Origin of the sequence: Micromonospora sp. NBC_00858 (assembly GCF_045207365.1) — a bacterium.
In the GTDB taxonomy this organism is placed as follows: Bacteria; Actinomycetota; Actinomycetes; order Mycobacteriales; family Micromonosporaceae; genus Micromonospora.
The window spans coordinates 1354404-1374716 of sequence record NZ_CP108828.1; the positions used below are offsets into that span (position 1 = coordinate 1354404).

The 20313-nt window shown below is 69.2% G+C and carries 16 protein-coding genes; 7 read left to right on the forward strand and 9 right to left on the reverse strand.

From position 1 onward, the window contains the following. Positions 1 to 21: 21 nt before the first annotated feature. From OG990_RS06465 to OG990_RS06475, 3 genes are all read right to left on the reverse strand, one after another. Positions 22 to 897, reverse strand: a complete 876-nt coding sequence (locus OG990_RS06465) for an alpha/beta fold hydrolase (RefSeq protein WP_406079366.1) — start codon at positions 895 to 897, stop codon at positions 22 to 24. 82 nt (positions 898 to 979) lie between these two features. Further along, positions 980 to 1528: a dihydrofolate reductase family protein gene (locus OG990_RS06470; RefSeq protein WP_328418068.1), complete on the reverse strand. Its 549-nt coding sequence runs from the start codon at positions 1526 to 1528 to the stop codon at positions 980 to 982. 71 nt (positions 1529 to 1599) lie between these two features. Continuing rightward, positions 1600 to 2538: a helix-turn-helix domain-containing protein gene (locus OG990_RS06475; RefSeq protein ID WP_406079367.1), complete on the reverse strand. Its 939-nt coding sequence runs from the start codon at positions 2536 to 2538 to the stop codon at positions 1600 to 1602. A 104-nt stretch (positions 2539 to 2642) separates the two neighbouring features. On the opposite strand from OG990_RS06475, the gene OG990_RS06480 reads away from it, so the two are divergent. Beyond that, positions 2643 to 3704, forward strand: coding sequence for a saccharopine dehydrogenase family protein (locus OG990_RS06480; protein ID WP_406079368.1), 1062 nt, complete (start codon positions 2643 to 2645; stop codon positions 3702 to 3704). An 80-nt stretch (positions 3705 to 3784) separates the two neighbouring features. Here the strand turns inward: OG990_RS06480 and OG990_RS06485 are convergent, their stop codons facing one another. The 3 genes from OG990_RS06485 to OG990_RS06495 form a co-directional block, all read right to left on the reverse strand. Continuing rightward, entirely contained in the window at positions 3785 to 5365 is a 1581-nt protein-coding gene (locus tag OG990_RS06485; RefSeq protein WP_406079369.1) for a carboxylesterase/lipase family protein, read from the reverse strand. 120 nt (positions 5366 to 5485) lie between these two features. Next, entirely contained in the window at positions 5486 to 7084 is a 1599-nt protein-coding gene (locus OG990_RS06490) for a carboxylesterase/lipase family protein (RefSeq protein WP_406079370.1), read from the reverse strand. A 367-nt stretch (positions 7085 to 7451) separates the two neighbouring features. Continuing rightward, positions 7452 to 8681 carry an ROK family transcriptional regulator gene (locus tag OG990_RS06495; RefSeq protein ID WP_406079371.1) on the reverse strand — a complete coding sequence of 410 codons (1230 nt, stop codon included), beginning with the start codon at positions 8679 to 8681 and terminating at the stop codon, positions 7452 to 7454. Positions 8682 to 9053: 372 nt separating this feature from the next. On the opposite strand from OG990_RS06495, the gene OG990_RS06500 reads away from it, so the two are divergent. Further along, positions 9054 to 10034 carry a DUF2804 domain-containing protein gene (locus tag OG990_RS06500; protein ID WP_406079372.1) on the forward strand — a complete coding sequence of 327 codons (981 nt, stop codon included), beginning with the start codon at positions 9054 to 9056 and terminating at the stop codon, positions 10032 to 10034. 6 nt (positions 10035 to 10040) lie between these two features. Here OG990_RS06500 and OG990_RS06505 read toward each other — a convergent pair whose 3' ends face one another. Both OG990_RS06505 and OG990_RS06510 read right to left on the reverse strand, forming a co-directional pair. Continuing rightward, complete coding sequence (locus OG990_RS06505; protein WP_406079373.1) at positions 10041 to 11792, reverse strand: glycoside hydrolase family 2 protein; 1752 nt, start codon at positions 11790 to 11792, stop codon at positions 10041 to 10043. Next, on the reverse strand, positions 11789 to 13132 hold the full coding sequence (locus OG990_RS06510; protein WP_406079374.1) for an MFS transporter: 1344 nt from the start codon (positions 13130 to 13132) through the stop codon (positions 11789 to 11791). Before OG990_RS06510 ends, OG990_RS06505 begins: the two co-directional genes overlap by 4 nt. A 448-nt stretch (positions 13133 to 13580) precedes the next feature. Between OG990_RS06510 and OG990_RS06515 the strand changes: the two genes are divergently transcribed. Further along, complete coding sequence (locus OG990_RS06515; protein ID WP_406079375.1) at positions 13581 to 14027, forward strand: DUF6010 family protein; 447 nt, start codon at positions 13581 to 13583, stop codon at positions 14025 to 14027. Positions 14028 to 14044: 17 nt separating this feature from the next. Next, positions 14045 to 14986: a GlxA family transcriptional regulator gene (locus OG990_RS06520; RefSeq protein ID WP_406079376.1), complete on the forward strand. Its 942-nt coding sequence runs from the start codon at positions 14045 to 14047 to the stop codon at positions 14984 to 14986. Between the two features lie 45 nt (positions 14987 to 15031). Here the strand turns inward: OG990_RS06520 and OG990_RS06525 are convergent, their stop codons facing one another. Then, a complete protein-coding gene (locus tag OG990_RS06525) occupies positions 15032 to 15292 on the reverse strand; it encodes a hypothetical protein (protein ID WP_406079377.1) in 261 nt (86 codons plus the stop codon). A 194-nt stretch (positions 15293 to 15486) separates the two neighbouring features. Here OG990_RS06525 and OG990_RS06530 point away from each other — a divergent pair, with 194 nt between their 5' ends. The 3 genes from OG990_RS06530 (at position 15487) to OG990_RS06540 (ending at position 20277) form a co-directional block, all read left to right on the forward strand. Then, positions 15487 to 15789, forward strand: a complete 303-nt coding sequence (locus OG990_RS06530) for a hypothetical protein (protein ID WP_074311343.1) — start codon at positions 15487 to 15489, stop codon at positions 15787 to 15789. Next, a complete protein-coding gene (locus OG990_RS06535) occupies positions 15786 to 17423 on the forward strand; it encodes an amidase (RefSeq protein ID WP_406079378.1) in 1638 nt (545 codons plus the stop codon). The genes OG990_RS06530 and OG990_RS06535 overlap by 4 nt, the downstream gene beginning before the upstream one ends. A gap of 292 nt (positions 17424 to 17715) precedes the next feature. Then, on the forward strand, positions 17716 to 20277 hold the full coding sequence (locus tag OG990_RS06540; protein WP_386983124.1) for a M14 family zinc carboxypeptidase: 2562 nt from the start codon (positions 17716 to 17718) through the stop codon (positions 20275 to 20277). The last annotated feature ends 36 nt before the right edge of the window (positions 20278 to 20313 follow it).

Genomic DNA, 20313 nt, shown 5'->3' on the forward strand with positions numbered 1-20313 from the left:
TGCTGCGCAGGCCCGCGACGGTCAGCCGGCGTCCAGCACGTCGCGCAGCCTTGCCGCGAACTCCTCGGGCTTGCCGGCGTAACCGAACTGACCACCGAGGAAGCCTCCGTGGTGGCTCGGGAACACCGTGGCCTCCTGGCCGAGCAACGCCGCAGTGCACAGGGCCGTACGCGCGGTGTACGTTCCCGCCGACTCTTCGCCGACCGCGATCACGATCCGGGTCGGTACTGCGGTGAGCACGCTCGCGTCGGGGCGGTAGTCGCTGATCGCCCACGAGTTCTTCGACAGCAGCGGGTCGTCGCGGGTGCCGTCGTCGTCGGTCGACATGCCGAACATCGCCGGGTCGGGCGTGGGCTGGGCGAAGTAGGCCTCGGTGAACTCGCCCTGCCAGGAAGTCATCGCGATGAAGGCGGCCATCCCTGCGCTGGTGCCCTTCGCCTGGTACGCCTCGTAGAAGGCGGCCCGGGCGCGCTCGGCGGCCGTGGCGTCGGGGAGCACAACGTTGATCGGCGGCTCGTGCGCCACCAGTGTGACGACGTCGCCGGGGTGCGTCGCGACCAGTTCGAGTGCGGTCACCGCACCGCCGCTGCTGGCGAACACGTCAACCGGGCCGGCGCCGAGCGCCTCGATCAGCAGGTGCAGGTCGGCCGCCTGACGCTGCGGGGTGTGGTCGGACCGGCCGTCCGTGCGGATGCTGCGGCCCAGGCCGCGCGGGTCGTAGGTGACGACTGTGCGGTCCGTGAAGTGTTCGGCGAGCGCCTCGAAGCCCTCGGCCGTCATCGGCTGGCCGATCATGAGCAGCGCGGGGGATCCGCCAGACGGGGATAGCGGGCCGCGGACGTCGTAGACCAGGTCGGCGCCGGGTACCGAGAGGGTGTGCGTCTGCGTTTTCGTCATGCTGGTGAGACTACGGCCGGCGGGAACGGATCGGCGTGCTTGTGTGCGGGTCGCAGCGCGGCATTCAAATGGCGCCGCTCGGTCAGTAGACGATGCGGCTGAGGATGCTCAGGTTGTCTGCTTCCAGGACTTCGAGCCGGACGAGAGAGCCGCCGGGGTGATCGAAGAGCCGGACGCCGTCGCCAAGGAGTACCGGTGTGATGTAGACGAGGATCTCGTCGAGCGCGCCGATCTCGATGCATTGGCGGGCGACGTTGGCGCCGAGTACGCTGACCAGCTTTTCCCCGGCGGCCTCTTTGGCCATGGATATGGCCTTGTCGAGATTGTCGACGAACGTAACGCCGGGTTCGGCGATTTCCGGTATGTGGTGGGTGAGCACAATAGACGGCCCGAAGTACTGCCCGTCATAGCCGCCCTCTTTGTCAGTGCCGGCGTTCGGGTCGTCGCCACGGTAGGTGCGGTTCCCGGTGAGTACCGCGCCGACCTGCGCTACGAGAGGGTTTGTGGTTTCAGTTTCGGTTGTGTCGGTGGGGGTGTCGTCGGATTGGCTGCTGAGCCAGGACATGTCGCCGTTTGGGCCGGCGATAAAGCCGTCGAGAGACATGGCGCACTGATACTGCAGCTTGCTCATCTCGTGGCCCACCCGTTGCTGAGTTGGTCGATTGTTCGATCAATGTACCCGCCGTTCGGTGGGCGTGCGGGTCAGGCGCTGCGGAAGGTGCGACGGTAGGCGTCCGGAGGTACACCGACGGTGCGGTTGAAGTGTCGGCGTAGCGTCGTGGCGGTTCCCATACCGGCCGCCTGAGCGATGGCGTCGATGCTGTTGTCGGTGTTCTCCAGCAGTTCCTGGGCCCGGCGGATCCGCTGCGTTGACAGCCAGTGCAGTGGGGTGGTGCCGGTTACCGATTTGAAGTGGCGGGCCAGGTTTCGCGAACTCATGTTCGCCTGGCGAGCCAGGTCCTCCACGGTCAGCGGACGGTTCAGTCGTTCCATCGCCCAGGGAAGAAGGTTGGCGAGGGGATGGTCGTCGCGGGCGGGCACCGGGGTGGTGACGAACTGGGCCTGGCCGCCGGCGCGGTGCGGCGGGACGACCAGGCGGCGGGCGACGGCGTTGGCGACCGTCGAGCCGTGGTCGCGGCGGATCAGGTGCAGGCACAGGTCGATCGCGGCGGCCTTGCCGGCAGAGGCGAGCACGTTGCCGTTGTCGACGTAGAGCACGTCCGGGTCGACCTTCACCCGGGGATAGCGGGCGGCCAGCGCCTCGGTGTGGGCCCAGTGCGTGGTCGCGTGCAGCCCGTCCAGCACCCCGGCTGCGGCCAGCACGAACGCACCGGTACACAGCGAGACCATCCGAGCGCCCGCCTCGTGGGCCGTGCGGACGGCGTCGAGCAGGTCGGAAGGCACGTCCGCGTCGATGTCTTCCACGGCAGGGATGATCACGGTGTCGGCGCGGGCGAGTCGGTCCAACCCGTCGTCAGGGTCGACAAGGAATGTGCCGATCCGGACCGGGCCGGGGCCGCAGACCACGAGGTCGTACCACGGGTCTGCCAGGCCGGAGGGGTCGCGGACGAAGACCTCGCAGGCCATGGCGAGCTCGAAGTGCAGCATCCCCTCGGTGGCGGCGAGCGCGATAGTGGCCATGTCCGAAATTGTACGGGGCATGGCGTTCCAGACACTCGTCCGAGCCGGGCGCTGCTGACAGGCTCTCTTCAGTCGATCTTTCGAAAAGCATGGAGGAACCGCAGATGGGTTCGGGTCAGACCGTGGCGGTATTCGGTGCGTACGGACACACCGGGCGGTTCGTGGTGACGGAGTTGCGCGATCGCGGGTACGTCCCGCTTCTCCTCGGTCGCGACGCGGGCAAGCTCCAGGCGCTGGCGGCGTCGCATCCGGGGCTCGAGTACCGGGTGGCGTCGGTAGACGATCCGGCCTCGCTCGACCAGGCATTGAGGGGTGCGGCCGCGGTCATCAACTGCGCCGGCCCGTTCGCCTCGACGGCGGCGCCGGTGATCGAGGCCGCCCTGCGGACCGGGGTCCCGTACGTGGACGTGGCGGCCGAGATCGAGGCGAACCTCGACACGTTCACGCACTTCACCGACCGCGCTCAGGCCGCGGGCGTCGCGGTGGTCCCGGCGATGGCCTTCTTCGGCGGACTCGGCGATCTGCTGGTCACGACGGCGATGGGCGATTGGGTGGCGGCCGACGAGGCGCACGTCGCGTACGGCCTGAGCAGTTGGCACCCCACGGCCGGGACCCTCGCCTCCGGCACCGTCTCCCGGCAACGGCGCGATGGCCAACGTGTCCGCTACACCGGTGGCCGGCTGGAGTATTACCTCGACGAGCGCGAGCTGCCGATTCTGGAGTGGGACTTCCCCGCTCCGATGGGCACCCGGACGGTCCTCGGTGAGTTCGCGATGGCCGATGTCGTCACCGTCCCCAGCCACCTGTCCATCCCCGAGGTGCGGACGTACATGGCCACCGACGCGGCCAAGGACCTGGCCGCGCGAGACACACCCGCACCGGCTGCGGTCGACGAGCGCGGCCGGTCCGCGCAGACGTTCACCGTGGACGTCATCGTGCGCTCCGGCGACACGCAGCGACGCGTCGTCGCCAGCGGCCAGGACATCTACGCCATCAGCGCACCGCTGGCGGTGGAAGCGGTCCATCGCATTCTCGGCAGTCAGACGAGGGTGAGCGGCGTCGCTTCCGCTGGCGAGATTTTCGACGCGCCCGACTTCCTCCGCGCGCTGTCCGCGTACATCTCGCTCGAACCGCGCCAGGAGTCTCGCGTGCCACAGTTCGCCTGACCGCCCAGCGGCGTGATGCGGGCCCGCCCCCGTTCGGGGCGGGCCCGCACTGTTCTGCTATGGATGCGCGCCGCGCGAGGTCAGCTGAGCCAGAAGCCGCAGTTGTGGTCCGCCGAGAAGGTGTTGATCACGCGGCTCGCTCCGCCGGTGCGCAGCTGCAGCACGTTCTCGGCACCGTAGGTCGGCCACGCCGGGGCACCCCGGTAGTTCGGGTTCCCGTTGTGGGCGAAGGCGCCCCAGTACCGCATCATCTGGTCCGACAGCCGCTCCTGCTGCGCGGTCAGGGGCCGCTCCCCGAGGGTGAAGTCGAACAGGTAGGCGAGCTCGCCGCTGTGTCCGTTGGAGACGTCCTCACCCGGGACGCGGAACCCGTAGAGGGTCGGCGAGGTCGGGTCGTTGAACTCGTAGCGGTAGAGCGGGGTCTTGGTCGAGATCACCTGAGCGGCCCGCTCGGTGAGGCACGCGCGCCCGGCGTCGGTGTGCACCTGGGTGATGGCGTCCCACGGGCTCTTGAACTTGCTCAGCGGGTACAGCTCGAGGACGCTGTCGGCCTTGTCGCCGTACTCGCGCTTGATCGTGTCGACGTAGCCCTGCGCGGTGATTCCGGCGAGGGCGGTCTCGGTGAGACGGTTCTCGGAGCGCGTGGTGCCGGTCATCACCGGCACCTTGTTCCAGGTGCCGTCGGCGAGCGCGTCGGGGAACGACTTGGGGAGCAGCGAGCCGCCCACCTTCGAGTTGCCGAGGTAGTTTGCCTGGTTGGCGATGAGCTTCGCGGGCCACGCCGCGCGCAGGCAGTTCACGACGGTGGCGGCATCGGTGCAACCCACCGACTCGGCGAATCCGACGCCCCGCTGCTCACCGGCCGCGAGCGTGTTCCGGGTGGCCAGGCACTGCTGGCTCTGCACGATCGCCTTGTGGAACAGCCCCTTGGCCGCCGGCATGGCCAGCATGTCGCAGACGGCCTGTCCGCCGGCGGACTGACCGTAGATCGTCACGTTGTTCCGGTCGCCGCCGAAGTTGGCGATGTTGTCGCGGACCCACTGGGCAGACGCCAGCTGGTCCATCCGGCCATAGTTGCCGGAGCCGCCGTTCGTGACCGCGCTGAGTGCGGGGTGGGCCAGGAAACCGAGCGCCCCGAGGCGGTAGTTGACCGAGACGATGATGGTGTCGGTCTTGTCGGCCATCGTTCCGCCGCCGTAGATGACGCCGGTGCCCTGGGTGTGACCTCCGCCGTGGAACCAGACCATGACCGGCAGCTTGGCGTTCTTCGCGACGTTGCGCGGCCGGTAGACGTCCAGGTAGAGGCAGTCCTCGCTGACCGCCTGCTCCTCGCGGATGCCGGTCGGCTCGAACTGCAGGCACGCCGGGGACTGCCGATCGGCCGACCGGATTCCCCGCCACGACTCCGGCGCGGCCGGAGCGGCGAACCGGAGTTCGCGTACCGGAGGCGCCGCGTACGGCAGCCCGAGGAACTGGTCGAACTGGGGCGTCGCGACGCCACGGACGAGCCCGCTCTGGCTCTGCACGACGGGGTCACCGCCGCGTCCGTCGCCCTTGCCGTCCGCCTGAGCGACGGCGCCGACACCCGCGCCGAGCAGCAGCACGGGAGCGACCACGGCCGCCGCCCAGGTGGCCAGGCGACGCTTGGAGAGAGGTCTCACGTAACACTCCATTTCGGTTGGACTGAGGGGTTCCGCGCAGCAGCGGCTCGCCGGCTGCGCTCCTTCCCGGGATCCGCGATGTGGTGCCGAGACACCACATCGCGGACCTCGCTGACGTCGTCAGACAGCGGGACTGACCGCGTCCCACAGGGAGCAGTTGTGCGAGCTGTCGATCTGGGCGTGGGTGGCCCGCTGGGCGCTGGGGGCCGCGAACTGCAGGAGGTCACCCTGCGGGGCGTACCGGGGCCAGATCGGCGCGAACCGCACGTTCGGGTTGCCGTCGCGGGCGAAGCTGCCCCAGTAGCTGATCATCTGGTTGGACAGGTCGACCTGCTCGGTGCTGAAGGGCAGGGCGGTGCCGAGGTAGTCCCAGAGGTAGCCGAGGTCGTTGACGTGGGTGGCACCGAAGGGATAGTCGGTGTTGAGGCGCCAGATCGAGACGAAGGCCGGGCCGTTCTTCTCGGCGAACTCGTAGGCGTACGTCTTGGTGTTCGTCGCCAGCCGGTCGCGCAGCGTCTGGTCCCGGCACGCGCGCTGGTCGCTCTGGATCGCACCCCAGGTGACGGTGGGCGACTTGTAGTTCGCCACCGGGTAGGCGGCACGGATCTGGTCGGCACCGTTCGGGTACGTGGTGGAGATCAGGGTGTTGAGCTGTTCGTTGGTGAGCGGTTTGTCGAGGTAGTCGTAGGCGGCGAAGACACTCTGCTGCGACTCGTCGGAGGTGCCACCGACCAGGACCGGCAGATCGGTCAGCTTGCCGGTCTTCATCAGGTCGATCGGGTCGGTCGGCACGACGCGAGTGCCGGCGACAGCGCCCGACTGACGGACCTTGGCCTGTGCCGCGAGGATCTCGGTGGGGCTCTTCGAGCGAAGGCAGTCGACCTGGCCCGCGCCCGTCGGGCAGCCGAGTTCGGAGCTGAACTGCTCGCCGCTCTGCCGGGCCGCCGGCAACGTCCGCAGAGGGCTGCCGCCTCCGCTCTGGAGGATGGCGCGGTCGAAGAGACCTCGCGCGGAGGGCGAGGCGAGCTGCACGGCCGTGTTGCCGGCGCCCGCGGACTGCCCTGCGACGGTGACGTTGTTGGGGTTGCCGCCGAAGGCCTTGATGTTCTTCTGCACCCAGCGCAGTGCCGCCTGCTGGTCCAGGATCGCGGAGTTGCCGGCCGAGCCGTCGCGGTTGTCCGCCTCAAGAGCCGGATTCACGAGGTAGCCCATGGCGCCGATCCGGTAGTTGATCGTGACGTAGACGACGTCCTCTCGCGTCACGAACTTGTCCGGGTTGGTGTCGCGCCCGGCGCCGGCGGTGTTGCCGCCGCCATGGATCCAGAAGAAGACCGGGAGGTTCTTCTTCGAGGCGTCGCTGGGGCGGTACACGTTGAGGTAGAGGCAGTCCTCGGTCAGCGTGGGCTTGTCATATCCGGGGTCCCATCCGGTGCCCTGCACGCAGGAGGCGCCGAACTGCGTCGCGTCCCTGGTGCCCTTCCACTTGGCGGCCGGCTGCGGCGCCTTCCAGCGGAGGTCGCCGGTCGGCGGCGCGGCGAAGGGGATGCCCTTGAAGGAGGTCACCATGCTCTTGGCCGCACCCTGGACCGCGCCCTTGTCGGTCTGGACGACGGGGGACTGGCCGGGGTAGCTGCTGGCGCCACGCGACGGGCTGGCGAAGTTCGCCACGGCGGGCAGGCCCGCGGTGGCGGTCAGCGCAACGATCGCTGCGGCTGACATCCCCGCCACCCATCGAGCGGTCGGTCGGATTTTCATCGGTGGTCGTACCTCCCTTTTTTGCGGCAGGGGAGGTCCCCGGCTCGCACCGGGTCCGGTGCCGCAGTTGGTCGTGGACGGGGGAGTCCACGTTGAACGGGAGGTGCATCCGGTTGACGGGTGCACCGGCCCGTGAAGGAGGCCAGGCGACGGTTCAGGCGAGTACCGGGCAAGGAGCCGGAGTGGAACGGTCGCGACGCTGGCGCTTCCCCCGGCCGGCCGAGGACGGAGGAAGACTTTGTTGTGGGGCAGAACATATCCTCTGCCAGGGGACTTCGCAACACGTGGGAAACATGAGTGTCGCGGACAAGCTGCAGCCGTAACCTACCCGCTACCAGCCGGCGGTCGCGGCGGGCAGCTGTCCCGCCCGGGCAAGCGCGACCGCGCCGAGCATCTCGGCCCGCTCCCCGAGCGCACCAGGAAGCAGCTGCACGGCCTGGGCCATGACGCTCGGCATGCGGTGGTCGATCGCATCGCGCATGCCGGTGAGAAACGGCTCTGCGGCCGCACCGAGCATTCCGTCCACGATGATCGCTTCCGGGCTGAGCATCACGCAGACGTCGGCGAGCGCCCGTCCGAAGCCCCGACCGAGGTCGGCCAGGATGCGCCGGGTGCCCACCTCGCCTACGGCGGCAAGCCCGCGGATGTCCGCGGCGCTCAACGGTCGCGGATACGTTGAGCGGCCGATCGATTCCATGAAGCCGCCATAGGTTGCCGCGAGGCAGCCGCGACTCCCGCAAAGGCACCATCGTCCGTTGCGGACCACCTGTACGTGCGCCAGTTCCCCAGCCAGCCCGCGCGCACCCCGATGCAGCCGACCACCGAGGATCAGCCCGGCACCGACTCCCTCGACCAGCTTGATGTAGATGAAGTCGTCCAGGCCGCGCCCCGCGCCAGCGGTCGCCTCGCCCAGCGCTGCGAGGTTGGCGTAGTTCTCCGCCATCGCCGGGATGCCGAGTCGTTCGGTGACGGTGGGTACCGGGTCCGACCGAAACCACCCGAAGAGCTTCTCCAGCTCGGGTACGGCCTTGCGGGTTGCGTCGGGCACCTGGCCGAATACCGCCCCCACCCCTTGCTCGAAGGCTGCCGGAACGCCGATGACGGCAAAGCCTGCCTGCTCTGGCGTCGACCCCGTCTCGGCGAACGCCTCCGCGAGCAGGCTGAGCCCTTGGTCGGTCAGGCGTTGCTGGTCGCGATCCCCGTGGATGTCGATCGCCCGGTAGGCGGCAAGGGTGCCATCCCAGCCGACCGCCGCGGCCCGGATCGTGGTGTGGCTGAAGGAGAGGACGGCAACCAGGCCGCCGGGGTCCGCCAACGCAAGTCCACTCGCGGGCCGGCCGCGACCCTGGTGCCGCCGTCCCGCGTCGGCGGTGTGTTCGACCACCATGCCCCGTTGCAGGAGGCGATTGGCAATGCCGGTCACCGTCGTCTTCGGCAGGCCGGTCGTGGCGCTCAACTCCGCACGGCTGAGAACGACTCCGCCCCGTAGGGCGGCGAGGACCAGCCGCTCGTTGCCAGTGGTGCCGTGGCTCGGAATGGCGGGGACATCAGGCGGCGTCACGACGTGACCATACCGTTTTTAAGACGAAAATGGTTCTAATACTTGCCGTTGACCAAGCAACTTGCCGCAGATAGCCTCGATTACGGCTCACTTAGAACGAGATGAGCCAAAAGGTGCTCCGGTCGGCCGAGCCGGACGCCGATCGGCGAACAGGACTGGGACGTGGCCACGTCGCGGACCTGCCAGCCGACCGGCTGTGGGATCGCGGCCAGCTGTGGTGGAACTCTGGCGAGTGCGCAGCTGGCTGCACCCGCAGTCGGGGTTTCCTGAGTGCCGGCGGTCCTTCCTGGACAGGATCGCGACGGACCGTGGCGCGCAGTCTCGGGCCGTGATCGAGTGCTGGGGATGGCGGCGGGGGCTATCCTGCACGTCGTGACGCACGAACGTGAACTGGACTCACCTGTCGATCTGTGCCAGTCGAACGGGCGGCTCAATCCGGCGGCGGTCGGCTGGACCCGCCGTCCCCTGCACACCGCGAACCTGCGCGGCTGGGGCCGTACCAAGCGGTGGGAGTACTGGGGCATCGTCACGCCCCAGCACATCGTCGGGCTGGTCGCCTCGTCGCTCGACTACGCCGGTGTGCACGGCGTCTACGTGCTCGACCGGGACACCGGCGTCGAGACGAAGGCCGACGTGGTGGTGCCGCTGGCGCGCGGGACGGTGCTACCGCCGCAGAGCGGTGTCGGCGAGGCTCGTGCGCGGGGTAACGGGCTGGCGATCCGGATCGCTCAGCGTCCGGACGGCACCACCATCTCGGCGAGCGCCCCTGGCGTACGGCTGGAGGTGGACGTACCGTTGCCGGCCGGTCACGAGTCACTCGGCGTGGTCGTGCCGTGGAGCCGCACCCAGTTCCAGTACACGGTCAAGGACGTCGGCCGCCCTGTTCTCGGCATCCTGGAGCTGCACGGCCAGGCGTACGAGATCGGTGGGCCGGACGCGTTTGCCGTGCTGGACCACGGTCGCGGCAGGTGGCCGTACTCGATCACGTGGAACTGGGCCGCCGGCGCGGCACCGGGACGTGCGATCCAGCTCGGCGGTCAGTGGACCGACGGCACCGGCGTCACCGAGAACGGCCTGTTCGTCGACGGCCGGCTACACAAGATCGGCGACGAGCTGCGTTGGACCTACGACCGGTCGGACTGGCTACGCCCGTGGCGGATCAGCGGGGAACGGGTCGAGGCCGAGTTCCGGCCGTTCCACGAGAAGGTGGCCCGCACCAACCTCGGTGTCGTCGGGAACGAGACGCACCAGTGCTTCGGGCACTTCTCCGGCTGGGCGAAGACGGACGACGGGACGAAGGTGAGTCTCGACGGGCTCGTCGGCTGGGCCGAGGAGGCGCGCAACCGCTGGTAGCTCCGGTCAGAGACGGAGTTGCCGGTTCACCTCGGCCACCAGTTCGGCCGGCAGTTTGAGCAACCGGCGGTCGTAGGTGAGCAGGCCGTTGACCTCGTCCTCGACATCGGACAGTTGGGTGTAGACGGTGGCGCTCAGGCCATCGGCGATCGCCGGCGCGATCTGCTCGGCGTGCAGGCGGCGGAAAGCCGCACCGAGCGACGCCTCGTCGCGGAAACGGCGGTAGCCGAACTCGCGATCGGTCGTGGTGTGCCCGCTGACGGCGAGGCTGTAGCCGCCGTACTCGGACAACACCAGCACCCGGCGGTCACGCCCGCGCCGCGGCACCCGGAAGCGGCGGAAGTAGACGTGCAGGCTGCGCAGGTCTCCGCCGCCCTGGTCGTGCCAACCGCTGGCGTGGTCGACGCTGCGGGTCGGGTCCAGCGCGGCGAGCTCGGCGGCGATCGCGGCCGCGTCGAACTGGCCCCAGCCCTCGTTGAACGGCACCCACACCGCGATGCTGACGACGTTGCGCAGGTGCTCGACGGTGTCGTGCAGCTCGGCGCGGAACTGGTCGCGCCCGGCGTCGTCGTCGCGGGCGAACAACCGCCGGTGACGGTCGTTCAGCCGGAGCGGGCTGACCGCGGGCGCGGTGACCACCAGTGGCCGATAACGGCCACCGCCGTTGACCATGTCCTGCCAGACCAGCATGCCGAGGCGATCGCAGTGGTGGTACCAGCGCGCTGGCTCGATCTTGATGTGCTTGCGGAGCATGGTGAAGCCGAGCCGCTTCATGGTCGCGATGTCGTGGACCATCGCCTCGTCCGACGGAGCCGTGTACCAGCCGTCGGACCAGTAGCCCTGGTCGAGGATGCCGGCGTGGAAGTACGGCGCGCCGTTGAGCAGCAGCCGTGGTGTGCCGTCCGGGCCGGGGCCGACGCCGAACGAGCGCATGCCGACGTAGCCGCGGACCCGGTCGTCGCCCAGGTCCACGATCACACCGTAGAGGTACGGGTCCTCGGGGCTCCACCGTCGCGCCTGGGGGATGGGAACGCGTACCGGCTGTCCGGCAGGTGCCTGCGCCACGCCCACCACATCGTCGCCGGCCAGGATCGTCACCGTCGCGTCGGGCGCGTCCGGGCCGGCGTGGACCGTCACATCGAGGCAGCCCTCGCCGAGCAGCGGGGTCAGGGTGAGCCGCCGTACGTGCAGCGCGGGCACGCACTCGACCCACACGGTCTGCCAGATCCCGGACTGTGGGCTGTACCAGATCCCGCCGCGGCGGAGCCGCTGCTTGCCGCGCGAGTGGTGGTCGGTGTCGGTGCCGTCCCGTACCGCGACGACCAGAGTGTTGTCACCGTCGCGCAGCGCGTCGGTGATGTCGCAGTGGAACGGCAGGTAGCCGCCGGTGTGCCCGCCCACCAGCGTGCCGTTGACGAACACCTCGCAGGTCTGGTCGACGGCTCCGAAGTGCAACAGCACCCGCGCCGACGGATCGGGTCGGAGCCCGTCGGGCAGCCGTAACATCCGGCGGTACCACAGCGTCTGGCCTGGTTGGAGTTGTCGGCCGACGCCCGACAGCGGTGTCTCCGGCGAGAACGGCACGATGATCTCGCCGTCGTACTCGTCCGGTTGCCGGCCGCTGTCGGTGATCGCGTACTGCCAGCGGCCGTTGAGGTTGAGGTAGCTGTCGCGGACCATCTGCGGGCGTGGATACTCCGGCAACGGCCGGTCGGGGTCGAGCGCCTCGCCCCACGGGGTCAGTAGCGGCCGGGTCATGCTCGCGCCGCCGAGCCGTACCGCCGGCGGCGCAGGGTGAGCACCGGTACGAGGATGAGGGCGAGCACCGCCAGCGCGGCCAGGAAGATGTTCGGCGTCGGCACCTGTTTGACCACGCCCAGGTCGGCGTAGGTCTCACCGGCGCCGGTGATGACCGCCGCACCGAGATAGGGCCCGATGAGCATCGGCACCAGGATCGCGAAGATCATGCGCAGGCCCTGCACGTGACCGGCGCGCTCCGGCGGTGAGAAGTCCCGTACCAGCGCCCCGATCGGGGCCAGCACCAGCATGAACCCGGACATCATGAGCAGCCCGGCGGCGATCGCCTGGCCCGTGCCGCGGGCCAGGTACATCGCGAGCAGGCCGGCCGCGTACACGCCGACGGCGGGCAGGAGGAAGCTGACCCGGCCCACCCGGTCGAGGAACCGGCCCACGATGACGCTCACCAGGGATGCGCCGAGCAGCACGACACCGAGCACGAGGGCGTAGCCGTCGATGTCGAGGTAGCGCTGCACGTAGATGATCAGGTACGGCAGGAAGACCTGGGTCGACACACCCCAGATCGACCACGCGGCCAGCGCCAGGTACAGCCCGGGGTTGGCGCGTACGGTCGCCGGGCGCAGCCCGTGCAGCACAGAGCCGAGTAGGCGCTCGCCACGACGGACGGGCACAGGCTCGTCGCGTACCAGGAACCAGGCCAGCACCCCGACCATCGCGATGATCCCACCGACGATCAGGAAGAACGTCCGCCACTGGCCGGCCCGGGTGAGACCGTCGAACCCGCCGAAGACGGCGAGCATGGCCAGCAGCGGCATCACGGCCAGCACGGACTCCACCCGGCCCCGGTTCGCCGGCCGGGTCACGTCCGTCACCCAGGCCTGGAACCCGGCGTCGTTGGCGCCGGAGCCGAGAAACGACATCAGGCAGTCCAGCGCGATCACGGCGATCACGGCCAGCAGCACCGCGTCGGCTGCCGGCGCCAGTGTGGCCACGCCATCCACGGTGAGCAGGCCGAACGCCGCCGTGGTGGCACCCCACACGACGTAGCCCACGGCGATGAAGACCCGGCGGCGGCCGGACCGGTCGGAGATCGCACCGATCAGCAGCGTGGCCATCGTGGCGGCCAGCGCGCTCGCCGCGACCATGGTGGCGATGGCATTGGGGTCGTCGGTGATGGTGTCGTAGACGAACACGTTGAGGTACATGTTCTCGACCGTCCAGGCCAGTTGGCCGACGAAGCCGAGCAGCACCAGCGAGGTCCAGGCCCGCCTGCCGAGCCGCTCGCCGTCGCGGCCCGCGGCGGAGTGCGTCGCGGGGCCGGTCACGGTGGGTACGGACACAGCGCACCCTCCTGACAGGCCGGACCGGCGCGGCCCGAAGGTGAGACGGATTCTACATATGCTGCCTCAATCCTGACGGGGGCTGATCCCCGCCACGGTCAGGCCCAGCAGTCGAGCCGCTTCGGCGGCGGGTCCGGGTGGTGTTCCGTTGCCAGGGCAATGCCGGTGACCAGCGTGCGGACGCGGTGACGGCGCTCAGCCACTCCAGAAGTGCGGCCCGGGTGTCGGCCCTGCTGGTCAGGTCGCGGGCGAGGGCGCACAGGGCCCCGACCCGTTCCCGGAAGACCGCCTCCAGCAACGCGCAACGCCTTCGGCCCACCGCCTGACTCCCGCCTGGCGTGGCCAGAATCCGTCGGGGTGTGGCATTTTCGCCTCTCGCTACCGGGCTTACGCCTCCGTAGGCTGCCTTTCGATACGGCATTCCGGAAAAGGTGACAGGACTGAGATCGTGCTTCGCTATGTCATGCCAGTCGTCATTGGGCTGGTCTACGTCGGGCTCATTTCCTTCGTACCCGAGCCGCACCGACGTCGTCTGAATGCACTCATCGTTACGGGCGCTGGCGCCGCCTACATCAGCGGCGGCGGATTCGGCCTGTGGGAATTGGCCTTCTGCGCCCTGCTGGTGGCGGTGGGCTACGCCGCGCTCAACTCCTACACCCTCATCGGCATCGGGTGGCTTCTGCACACCGCCTGGGACGTCATGCACCACCGCCGTGGCACCCCGCTCATCCCGTCGTTGCACGACTCGTCGTTCGGCTGCGCCATCTGCGATCCCGTCATCGCCCTGTGGTGCTTCGTGGGCGGCCCGTCGATCAAAGACCTCTACCACCGTTTCAGCCGCCGCCGCCCCGCCGATGCGGGCAGACCCGCGCAACCCGTCACCGTGACGCCCTAGCTGGCTAGATTTCGGCCATGCACACCGTGGCAGTGCTCGCTCTCGACAGCGTCGTCCCGTTCGACCTCGCCACCCCGATGGAGGTGTTCCACCGCACCCGTCTGCACGACGGCCGCGCCGCTTACCAGGTCCGGATCTGCGCCGTGACGCCGAAGGTCACCACCGGCGCGTTCAGCGTCGCGGTGCCGTGGGGACTGGACATCCTCGTCGAGGCCGACACCATCATCGTGCCGGGCGTCGCCGACCCCACCGCCGCAGCACCCGCCGAGGCCCTCGACGCGTTGCGGGCCGCCGCAGCCAACAGCACCCGCATCGCGTCGATCTGCGGCGGCGCGTTCACCCTGGCCGCCACCGGCCTGCTCGACGGACTCCGCGCCACCACGCACTGGATCGCCACCGACCAGCTCGCCGCCCAGTACCCGCAGATCCAGGTCGACCCGAACGTCCTCTACGTCGACAATGGCCAGTTCCTGACCTCCGCCGGCGCCGCCGCCGGACTCGACCTGTGCCTGCACATGATCCGGCGCGACTACGGCGCCACCGTGGCAGCCGACGCCGCCCGCCTGTCCGTCATGCCGCTGGAACGCGCTGGCGGGCAAGCCCAGTTCATCGCGCACGAACCGCCCACCCCTGACGGGGTCACCCTGGAGCCGCTGCTGTCCTGGATGCGGAACAACGCAGGACGCGAACTGACCCTCGCCGACATCGCTCAGCACGCCGGCATGAGCACCCGCACCCTGAACCGCCGCTTCCGAGACCAGATCGGCACCACGCCTCTGCAGTGGCTGCACCGCGTGCGCGTCCACCAGGCGCAGCACCTCCTGGAGGCCACGGCCCATCCCGTCGACCGCGTCGCGGCCCAGGTCGGATTCGGCTCCGCCACCGCTTTTCGGGACCGCTTCAAACTCATCACCGGTACCAGCCCGCAGGCCTACCGCCGCGCGTTCCGCAGTACCTGACCGGCGCCGGGCCGGACGACGGGGCAGGGCAGGCGGTGGGTACGGTCAGACTGCCTCCATCGAGATGTCGAAGGCGGCATCGCGGACGTCGGCGACCGGGTGCTCCCGTAGCGAACGGAGCAGGTCCCGCCACGGCTCCGGCCAGCCGAGTGACGTGCCCTCGCGGACCAGCGCCACCGCGAACAGGCCTGTGGTCGCCTCGCCTCGCGCGGTGAGGTTGCGGGTGGTGTCGAACAGCAGGTCCGAGTCGATGGCTGTCCCGGACCACCGTCGCTCTGTCTGCAGACGCTGCGTTGATCTCTGCACGGCGCTCATTGTGACCGGCACAGGGTCGCCCTGACGACCAGTTCCCGACGGGTGCCGGCTGCCACATGATCGGCAAACTCAAATATTGCTCAACTTGTACGCGCGCCCGGCCGCCGCGAGTTGCTACCGGCCTACGGTCAAGGTCACTTCGACCGGGACCCGCGACACCCCCTGTCGCACGACTTGGGAGCATCATGGCACCTACTCCGCCCACGGATGCTGAGCTGAACGTTCTGATCCGTGCCCGGCTCGCCGCCCTCGGCATCGACCTCGACCAACTTCCGCCGGGGACCAGCCCCGACCCGGAGACCGGCTCGCCCGGCCGGGACTCCGTCCTCGCCTCGCTGCGCTCCTTCATGCGGGGCACCGTGGCGACGCTCGCCGCATACCAGTTGCCCGCTCCCGATGGCACCGATCCCGACACCGCGAAGGCGCTGTCGCAGCAGCACGTGCCGGTCCTCTACCCCTCCAACAGCACTGAATGGCGGAAGGCATGACGTCCGAACCGCTCGACCGTACGGTCGACCGCCGCGCGTTTCTGGCCCGCGCCGCGGCTCTGGCCACCGTCTCAGCCGTGGGCGTCAACGTTGGACTGCCCTCGGTCGCGCTGGCGAGCAGCGGCCTGTCCACCAACGCCAAGCCGGGAGCGGGGGGACGGCCGCTGGACCAGCCGAACGCCTACACCAAACCCCGGCCGGCAGCGCTCGCCGATCCGTCCGAGCTCACCATCGCCGAGGCAGCCTGGCTCATCCGCGCCGGCAAACTCACCCCCGAGCACCTGGTCGAGGCGTACCTGGATCGCATCTCCCGGTACGACGGCAGCTACCAGGCGTTCAACCGGGTGCTCGCCGACGCGGCCATTGCGGCCGCGAGAGATGCCGGACGCAGGCCCCGACGCGGTGCGCTGCACGGCATCCCACTGGCCATCAAGGACAACTACTACACGGAAGGGGTCCCCACCACCGCGAACTCGTTCCTCTTCAAGGACTTCGTGCCTCCGTACGACGCGACTGCGGTGGCCCGGCTGAAGGCAAGCGGCGCGATCGTGCTCGGCAAGACTCAGATGGGCCCGCTGGCGACCACCCGTGCCACCACGCCGGCCGGTGTGATCACCACGGTGAACGCCTGGACGCCGACCGACCGCGGCGTCGACCCGGGCGGGTCTTCCACCGGCACCGCCACCGCGGTTGCCGGCCGGATGGCCACCTCGGGCATCGGCACGCAGACCGGCGGCTCGATCACCGCCCCGTCCAACGCGCAGAACCTCACCGGCCTCAAGCCGACCATGGGTCGGGTCTCGGCGGCCGGCATCATTCCGCTCACGTACAGCCGCGACCATCCGGGCCCGTTGGCGCGCGACGCCAAGGACGCTGCGATCATGCTGACTGCGATGGCAGGCGAGGATCCCATGGACCCGCGCAGCCAGGGCCTGCCCCACGTACCCAACCTGATCGACGCGGCGAGCCCGGTCTATCAGGGACGCCGCGTCAAGCTGCGCTGGAAAACCCGGATCGGCGTGCTGCCGGGCTTCGCCAACGGCACCTCGTCCAGTGCGCTGGCCCGTACGGCGTACCTGGCGCAGCTCGCCGCGATCCCGGGCGTCACCCTGGTGGACGTGCAGTTGCCCGCCGAGTGGAGTCAGCTGACCGGCAGCACCTTCAACAACATCCGGTTGCCCGAGCGAGCCGAGCCGTTCATGCCGTACCTGCGCACCGACCTGCGCGGCTTCGGTGTGTCGGTGACCAGTTGGCTGCAAGGAGCGCTGATGGGTGGCAACGAGTTCATCACCGGTCAGCGGGCCAAGCTGCTGCTGATGGACCGGGTGCTCAACGACCTCTTCGACGACTGCGACGTGGTGGTGCAGACCGACCCGGTGCCCTTCGACATCCTGGGCCTGCCGGAGATCGCCTTCCCGATCGGGTTCACCACCGCGGGGCTACCGGTCGGCACCATCCTGGGTGGCCTCCCGTACGCCGAGGACCGGCTGTTGTCCGTGGTGGCCGCCTACCAGGCGGTGACGGACTGGCATCTGCGGCGGCCGGCCGACCCGCCCACCGCCGCCGCGCGGGGCGCAGCTCCCGCCGAAGCGCTCCGCCTGACGGCCGAGGAGGTCGCCGAGCTCAGCCAGTGACGTGCAAAGGGCGGGCATTCAATGCCCGCCCTTTGTGGCCACGCCAACACCGAGGACTGTCCATTAAGTCCTTGGTGGAATTGTCGTGCCTAAACAAAATTGGTCCTGGTCCGATCCGGCACAGTGGTGAGTCTCAAGATTTCCTCAACTGCCATCCTGAGCATTCCGGACCTCGATCGAAACCTGTTGAATCAAGCTATCCGATTGGCGCGGCCGCCCCTACCGGACCCTTTTCCGTCGTGTACGTACTGCGAAGGGGTATCAGGTGAAACGAAGACTGTCTCGGACAACGGTGTCGGTTGCTTGCGCGCTGGCTCTGGTCGGTACGCCGGTGTTGACGTCGGCGACCACCGCTACCGCCTCGAACCGCGTACCGAAGCCGGAGTCGGTGATCGGCTGGGCGCCGTGTGCCGACTACAAGCTCGCCACCTACGAGCAGATCGCCGAGTACTACCGGGCAATCGACAAGGCCAGCGACCGGATGAAGCTGGTCGAGATCGGCAAGACCAGCGAGGGACGGCCGCAGTTGATGGCGATCGTCTCCTCCGAGAAGAATCTCAAGGACGCGAACCTCAAGCGCTACCGGGAAACCTCGGTGCGGCTCTCCCAGGGCGACTCGCTGTCCGAGTCTCAGGCGCGTGACCTGGCGAAGAACGGCAAGGCCATCGCCTGGGTCGACTTCGGCATCCACTCCACCGAGGTGGCCGGCCACCAGACCGCCCCGCAGTTCGCGTTTGACCTGGTGACCAGCGAGACGCCCGAGGCGCGAGCGATCCGGGACAACGTCATCACCCTGTTGGTGCCGAACGTGAACCCGGACGGCGGCACAAAGGTCGCCGAGTGGTACAAGAAGAACCTGGGTGGGCCCTACCAGGATGCCGGCTATCCCGAGCTGTACCAGAAGTACGCCGGACACGACAACAACCGGGACTGGTACATGTTCAACCTGCAGGAGACGCAGAACGTCGGGCGTCAACTGTTCCACGAGTGGATTCCGCAGGTCATGCACAACGTGCACCAGACCGCGGTCTTCCCCGCCCGGATCAGCATCCCGCCGTACGAGGACCCGCTGAACCCGAACATCAACCCCCAGGTGGTCCGGGGCGTCAACCTCGTCGGTGACGCGATGGGGCAGCGGCTGGATCGTGAGGGCAAGGTCGGCGCACTGGCCCGCCAGTCGTACGACATCTGGTGGAACGGCGGCGCGCGGACCGCGCCGTACTACCACAACCAGATCGGCATCCTGACCGAGACCGCGCACGCCTCGGCGACCCCCAGGGTGTACGACCCGGCGACCTTCCCGAAGACCTTCGCGGACGGCACCTCGACGAGCGAGCCGTCGGTCTTCTACCCCAGCCCCTGGAAGGGCGGCGAGTGGCATCTGTCGCAGAGCTGCGACTACATCAAGACGGCCTCCTGGGCGATGCTGCGGGTGGCCAGCGACGACCGCGAGGGCCTGCTCTACGGCGTGGCACAAATGGCCCGGGACGGTGCCCGCAACGGTGCCGGCACCACCTACGTGATCCCCGCGGATCAGGCGGACTTCCCGACCGCCACCAAACTGGTGGACAAGCTGCGCTGGAACAACATCCAGGTCGAGCGTGCGGTGAACTCCTTCACCGTCGGCAAGCGCACCTACCCGGCCGGGAGCTACCTCGTGCGGGAGGCCCAGCCGTACCGGGCAGCCGTGTTGGACCTGCTGAACCCGCAGGTTTACCCGGACCGGCGGCTCTACCCGGGTGGCCCGCTGGAGCCGCCGTACGACATCACCGGCTACACCCTGTCGTTCCAGATGGGCGTCGCCGTCGACAAGCTCGGCCAGGCGGTGCAGGCCAGCACTGTCCGGGTCGACTCGCCGAAGGTACCGGCGGGTGTGGTGGCCGGCGCGCCGAAGTACGCGTACGCCCTCGACCCCCGGGTCAACGACAGCTCCGCCGCCGTGAATTCCCTGCTGGCGGCGGGGGACAAGGTCTTCCTCAGCAGCGCTGAGGTGACCACCCGCAGTGGCAAGCTGCCGGCTGGCACGTTCCTGGTGACGCCCGGTCCGGGCACCGAGGCTCGGGTGACGGCGCTCGCCACCCGGTACGGGCTCAGCATCGCCGCGGTGGATGCGAAGCCGGCCAAGGTGCGGGAGCTCGTCGCGCCTCGGATCGGACTGTACGACGGCTTCAACAACTACGACGAGGGCTGGACCCGGCTGGCCCTGGACCAGTTCGGCTTCGGTTACCAGAAGCTGACGAACGCGTCGGTCCGGGCCGGCGATCTGCGGGCGAAGTTCGACACGATCGTGCTGCCCGACGCCACGTACAACTCGATGCGCAACGGCCGGGCGGCGGGCTCGCTGCCGCCGGAGTACACCGGCGGGATGACCGACGCCGGCGTGGCCAACCTGAAGGCGTTCGTCGAGGCGGGCGGCACGGTGGTCACCCTCAACAAGGCGGCCGAGTTGCCGATCAAGGCGTTCGACGTGCCGGTCAAGGACGTCACCGAGGGGGTGCCGGACACCAGCTACAACATTCCGGGCTCGGTGCTGAACCTCAACGTCGACGCCAGTGACCCGGTCGCCGCCGGGTTCGGATCGACCGCGTCGGCGTTCGTCGCCGACGGGCCGGCGTTCGAGGTCGAGGACGGCGCGCAGGGTGTCACGGTGGCGGCCACCTGGCCGAAGACCAACCTGCTGAAGAGCGGCTTCCTCCTCGGTGAGGACGTCATCGGTGGCAAGGCGGCCGTGGTGACGGCGAAGGTGGGCGACGGGCAGGTCGTGATGATCGGCTTCAAGCCGCAGCACCGGGCTCAGTCGCACGGTACGTACCGGCTGCTGTTCAACGCGATGTACCTGGGGGGTCAGCGCTGACCTGACGTCAGTCGTGGTGGCCGAGCGCGCTCAGCG

Coding starts and splice junctions, on each gene's coding strand:
- OG990_RS06465 (WP_406079366.1), bottom strand. CDS start 897: ATGACGAAAACGCAGACGCACACCCTCTCGGTACCCGGCGCCGACCTG.
- OG990_RS06470 (WP_328418068.1), bottom strand. CDS start 1,528: ATGAGCAAGCTGCAGTATCAGTGCGCCATGTCTCTCGACGGCTTTATC.
- OG990_RS06475 (WP_406079367.1), bottom strand. CDS start 2,538: ATGGCCACTATCGCGCTCGCCGCCACCGAGGGGATGCTGCACTTCGAG.
- OG990_RS06480 (WP_406079368.1), top strand. CDS start 2,643: ATGGGTTCGGGTCAGACCGTGGCGGTATTCGGTGCGTACGGACACACC.
- OG990_RS06490 (WP_406079370.1), bottom strand. CDS start 7,084: ATGTCAGCCGCAGCGATCGTTGCGCTGACCGCCACCGCGGGCCTGCCC.
- OG990_RS06505 (WP_406079373.1), bottom strand. CDS start 11,792: ATGACCCGGCCGCTACTGACCCCGTGGGGCGAGGCGCTCGACCCCGAC.
- OG990_RS06520 (WP_406079376.1), top strand. CDS start 14,045: ATGCACACCGTGGCAGTGCTCGCTCTCGACAGCGTCGTCCCGTTCGAC.
- OG990_RS06530 (WP_074311343.1), top strand. CDS start 15,487: ATGGCACCTACTCCGCCCACGGATGCTGAGCTGAACGTTCTGATCCGT.
- OG990_RS06535 (WP_406079378.1), top strand. CDS start 15,786: ATGACGTCCGAACCGCTCGACCGTACGGTCGACCGCCGCGCGTTTCTG.